The 4,135-nt window shown below is 72.8% G+C and carries 4 protein-coding genes; 2 read left to right on the plus strand and 2 right to left on the minus strand.

The window, feature by feature from the left end; translation table 11 throughout:
- Together GA0115259_RS25525 and GA0115259_RS25530 are read right to left on the minus strand one after the other, a co-directional pair.
- Nucleotides 1-777 (minus strand): hypothetical protein (locus GA0115259_RS25525; RefSeq protein ID WP_093601377.1); only part of this gene is annotated, 777 nt, incomplete at its 3' end.
- Nucleotides 778-1,048: 271 nt separating this feature from the next.
- Nucleotides 1,049-2,389, minus strand: a complete 1,341-nt coding sequence (locus tag GA0115259_RS25530) for an ROK family transcriptional regulator (protein ID WP_093601379.1) — start codon at nucleotides 2,387-2,389, stop codon at nucleotides 1,049-1,051.
- Nucleotides 2,390-2,436: 47 nt separating this feature from the next.
- Here GA0115259_RS25530 and GA0115259_RS25535 point away from each other — a divergent pair, with 47 nt between their 5' ends.
- Together GA0115259_RS25535 and GA0115259_RS25540 are read left to right on the plus strand one after the other, a co-directional pair.
- The gene (locus GA0115259_RS25535) at nucleotides 2,437-3,540 is read left to right on the plus strand and encodes a Gfo/Idh/MocA family oxidoreductase (RefSeq protein ID WP_093601381.1); all 1,104 of its coding nucleotides are present in this window, start codon (nucleotides 2,437-2,439) and stop codon (nucleotides 3,538-3,540) included.
- The gene (locus GA0115259_RS25540) at nucleotides 3,537-4,046 is read left to right on the plus strand and encodes a heme-degrading domain-containing protein (RefSeq protein WP_093601383.1); all 510 of its coding nucleotides are present in this window, start codon (nucleotides 3,537-3,539) and stop codon (nucleotides 4,044-4,046) included. Before GA0115259_RS25535 ends, GA0115259_RS25540 begins: the two co-directional genes overlap by 4 nt.
- The last annotated feature ends 89 nt before the right edge of the window (nucleotides 4,047-4,135 follow it).

The following is a 4,135-nucleotide window of genomic DNA, read 5'->3' on the forward strand; positions in this document are numbered from 1 at the left end:
GGGCGCGGGCGTACGCGGGGCGGTACGGCCCTGCTCGCTCGCTCCGGGGCCGCCGCCGCTCTCGCCGTGTGCGGCACAGTTGCCCTGGCCCGCGCCGCCTCGGTGGCCGCCACGGTCACCGGCGCCCGCGCGAAGGGAGAGGCGATAGGCGTTGGACTCGCCGACCCAGTCGCCGTCGCTGCCACGCCGCTGGACGGTCGCGGCCGTGACGATGATCTTGTTCGGTTCCGTGCCCGCGGCGAACGCGAGCCGCGCGCGGACGCTGACCGTGCGGCCGGCCGGTACGGCGAGGCCCGGCGAACCGTCGTCCAGTACGCCGATGATCTCGTCCTGCTCGGTCTTCTCCAGCGGCAGCGTCCGCCAGCGTCCCTCGCCGTCGGTGATCTCCAGAGTGAGCTGGGAGACATTGAGCGCCCGGTGCCGGTCGACCAGGACGAGCACCGGGTGGATGTCCCGGCACACCTCGCTGGTGGTGTTGGTGAGATCGAGCGACCAGGTGCCCGCGGAACCGCCTGGCCGGTAGTCGTCCGGACCGCCGTGGATATGGGTGGTGATCGGGAACTCCGGGTCGGAGACCTTGCCGCACCTCGGCTCGCGCCTGTTCGTCAGGGAGGACGCGTATGTGGGCGCGGGTACGGGCGCGGACGTCGTGGCCTGTGTGGAGGTGAGCGCGCCTCTGGGCGGGGCACAGGCAGCCGCCGTCGGAGCGATGGTCATGGCGGCGACGGCCAGAACGGCTGCGGTGACTCCGGTGGCGGGGGCGTGTCGCAGTCGCATGGGTGACAGGGCCTTTGCTGATCGCGCGGCGGTCGGGCGGGGCGGGCGGTCGGAGTGGGGCGGGTGATCGGAGTGGGGCGGGTGATCGGAGTGGGCGGGGCGGACAGGTGATCGAGTGGGCGGTCCGGCCGGCGGAGGGACAGTCCGACGGTCGGGACGCGTTTTTCTCGTCGGTCCGATCGCCACCGGATCCTCCGACGCTGCCATGCGCCCGCCGCCCGTCCTGGCTGCCACGGCCCCGGACGGCCTGAAAATCACACAAACAACTCCATCAGCCCAGTTCCAGCGCCCTCCGATGTCCGAAGACGGGCGCGAGGACAAGCTGCGCCGCTCCCTCGGCGACCGGATACGGGCCGCCGTCGGCCGCCGTCACCGGAACGACCGCGCCTCGGGCGCGCTCGGCCACGACGGTGCCCACACCTTGGACGAAACACTCTTCGTGCGCGGCGATCGTCCGGCCGCCGAGCAGGACACGGTCGATGTCGAGCAGCCCGACGAGGTTCGCCGCTCCAGCCCCGAGCACCCGCGCCGCCTCGGCCGGCTCGCCACGTGCGACGGCGGCGAGACAGAGCGCCTCTATGCAGCCGCGGTTGCCGCAGTCGCAGGGCGGGCCGTCGAGCTGGATGACCTGATGCCCGAACTCCCCGGCGCCGGTACGGGCACCGCGGTGCAGCGCGCCGCCGAGCACCAGCCCGGCGCCCAGGCCCGTACCGAGATGGAGATACGCGAAGGAGTCGCCCGAGCCGCGCAGCGCGAGGCCGAGCGCGGCGGCGTTGGTGTCCTTGTCGAGTACGACGGGAAGCTGGAGCCGGGCGGCGAGCGCCTCGCGCAACGGAAATCCCGCCCACTGCGGAAAGCCGGTGACGCGTCCGGGCACTCCGGTGCGGTGGTCCAGCGGCCCAGGCATGGCGACGCCGACTCCGAGCACATCCCGCACACCCGGCCGCCCGTCGGCCCACGTACCCGAAACGGCGACCGCCCGCGCACCGGGCTCCCGCACACCGGGAACCTCGTCCGGCCACGCGCCGGCACCGGATCCGGATCCGGCACCGGCTCGGCCGCTGGGCCGCGCGTCACGCCGTACGCCGTAGCGCGCGCTCGCCCGTACACATTCGGCCCGTACGGACCCGGCTCGCAGCGCTTCCGCACGTACCGCGTCCACATGCACCGCCGCCGCCTCGACCACCCGTTCTGCTCCCGCGCCGAGGTCGAGCGGGGCCGTCCGTACGGCGACCAGCGCGCCGGACAGATCCACCAGGACCGCCGTCAGCTCGTCGCGGTCGAGATGGAGCCCGACCGCGTACGCGGCGGTCGGCACCAATCGCAGCACGGTCCTCGGCTTGCCGCCCGTGGAGGCGCGGCGGCCGGCCTCCGTCGCCATGCCTTCCGTACGCAGTCTGGCCGTGATCTTGCTGACCGCCTGCGGAGTGAGTCCGGTCCGCTCGGCGAGCTCCAGTCTGCTGATCCCGCCGTCGCCCGCCGCGCGCAGCAGGTCGAGCACCAGCGCGGCGTTGTAGCTGCGCAGCGCCGGCAGATTGGCTCCCGCACCGGTCCCGGCACCGTTTCCGGCCGCTCCTCCGACATCCCCGTTTCTTCTCTTCACGTCCGCCATTGTCCCTTGTGGTTGCACTTTGGCAACGCCGTTGCTTAAGTGGTGCTATGACCTTGACTGGCGCCCGCACCGGCCCTCCTCTGCGCGTCGGACTCGTGGGCTACGGCCTCGCGGGCTCCGTCTTCCATGCCCCGCTGATCGCCGCCGCGGACGGGCTCGTCCTCGACAGCGTCGTCACCGGAAACCCGGAGCGCCGTGAGCAGGCGCGCGCCGAGTTCCCGGACATACGGTTCGCGGCCTCGCCCGACGAGCTGTGGGAACGCGCCGACACGCTCGACCTGATCGTCATCGCCTCTCCCAACAAGACGCATGTCCCGCTCGCGACGGCCGCTCTCGAAGCCGGACTGCCGGTCGTCGTGGACAAGCCCGTCGCGGGCACCGCCGCCGAGGCCCGCGAACTGGCCGCACTCGCCGAGGAGCGCGGGCTGCTGCTCTCCGTCTTCCAGAACCGCCGCTGGGACAACGACTTCCTCACCCTCGCCCGGCTCATCGACACCGGCCGGCTGGGCGACGTACAGCGCTTTGAATCCCGTTTCGAGCGGTGGCGCCCTCAGCTCAAGGGCGGCTGGCGCGAGTCGGGCGCGGCCGAGGAGATCGGCGGGCTGCTCTACGACCTCGGCAGCCATGTCGTGGACCAGGCGCTGGTCCTGTTCGGCCCGGCGGAACGGGTGTACGCGGAGGTGGACGTACGCCGTCCCGGTGCCGCGGCCGACGACGACACCTTCATCGCCATCACCCACACCACCGGTGTCCGCTCCCATCTGTACGCCAGCGCCACCACCGCCCAACTCGGCCCGCGCTTCCGCGTGCTCGGCTCGTCGGCCGGCTATGTGAAGTACGGACTCGATCCGCAGGAGGCCGACCTGCGCGAGGGCCGGCGGCCGGGCACGGACACGAGCTGGGGCGTGGAGCCCGAGTCGCTGTGGGGACGGATCGGCGCGGGAGAGTCACCGCTCACAGGAGGCGGCCACCCGGTGGAGACCGAGCCCGGCGACTATCCGGCCTACTACGCGGGAATCGCCACCGCACTGCGCAAGGGCATCGCGCCTCCGGTGACGGCCTACGAGGCCGCGTCGACGCTCGACGTACTGGAGGCGGCACGCCGCTCGGCCCAGGAAGGCACCACGATCACCATGGAGACGCAATCATGAGCGCCCCCGCACCCGAGCCCCGGCCGACTCCCGGGCCCGAGCCGGATCCCGCGCCCACGGTCGCCGAACTCGAAGCGCAGGAAGCCCGCCTGACACTGCGTCGCTTCACCTACGACGACGCCTGGGCCCTGGGCACTCTGCTGGTCGAGCTGGCGCGTGAGCGGAACGCGCCGGTGGCGATCGACATCCGCCGAGGCGCACAGCAGCTCTTCCACTGCGCGCTCCCGGGCTCGTCGGCGGACAATGACGCGTGGATCGACCGCAAGCGCCGGGTCGTGGAGCGGTACGGCGCCAGCTCGTTCCTCGTCGGCACCCGCTTCCGGGCCAAGGGCAGCACGTTCGAGGAGTCCTCCCGTCTCGACCCGGACCTCTACGCGGCCCACGGCGGCTCGTTCCCTCTCGCGGTGGAGGGCGCGGGCATCGTCGGCACGGTCACGGTCTCGGGCCTGCCACAGGCCGAGGACCACGCGATGGTGGTGGAGGCGCTGGAGCGCCTGCACGGCTGATCCGGCATCCGGGGCGGAGCGGAGGCGCGCACACCGCCCCGCCCCGGGCCCCTCCAACTCGTGCGATGCCTCCGGCCTGGCCCGCCCGT

It is taken from the genome of Streptomyces sp. MnatMP-M17, assembly GCF_900091995.1.
Taxonomy (GTDB): domain Bacteria; phylum Actinomycetota; class Actinomycetes; order Streptomycetales; family Streptomycetaceae; genus Streptomyces.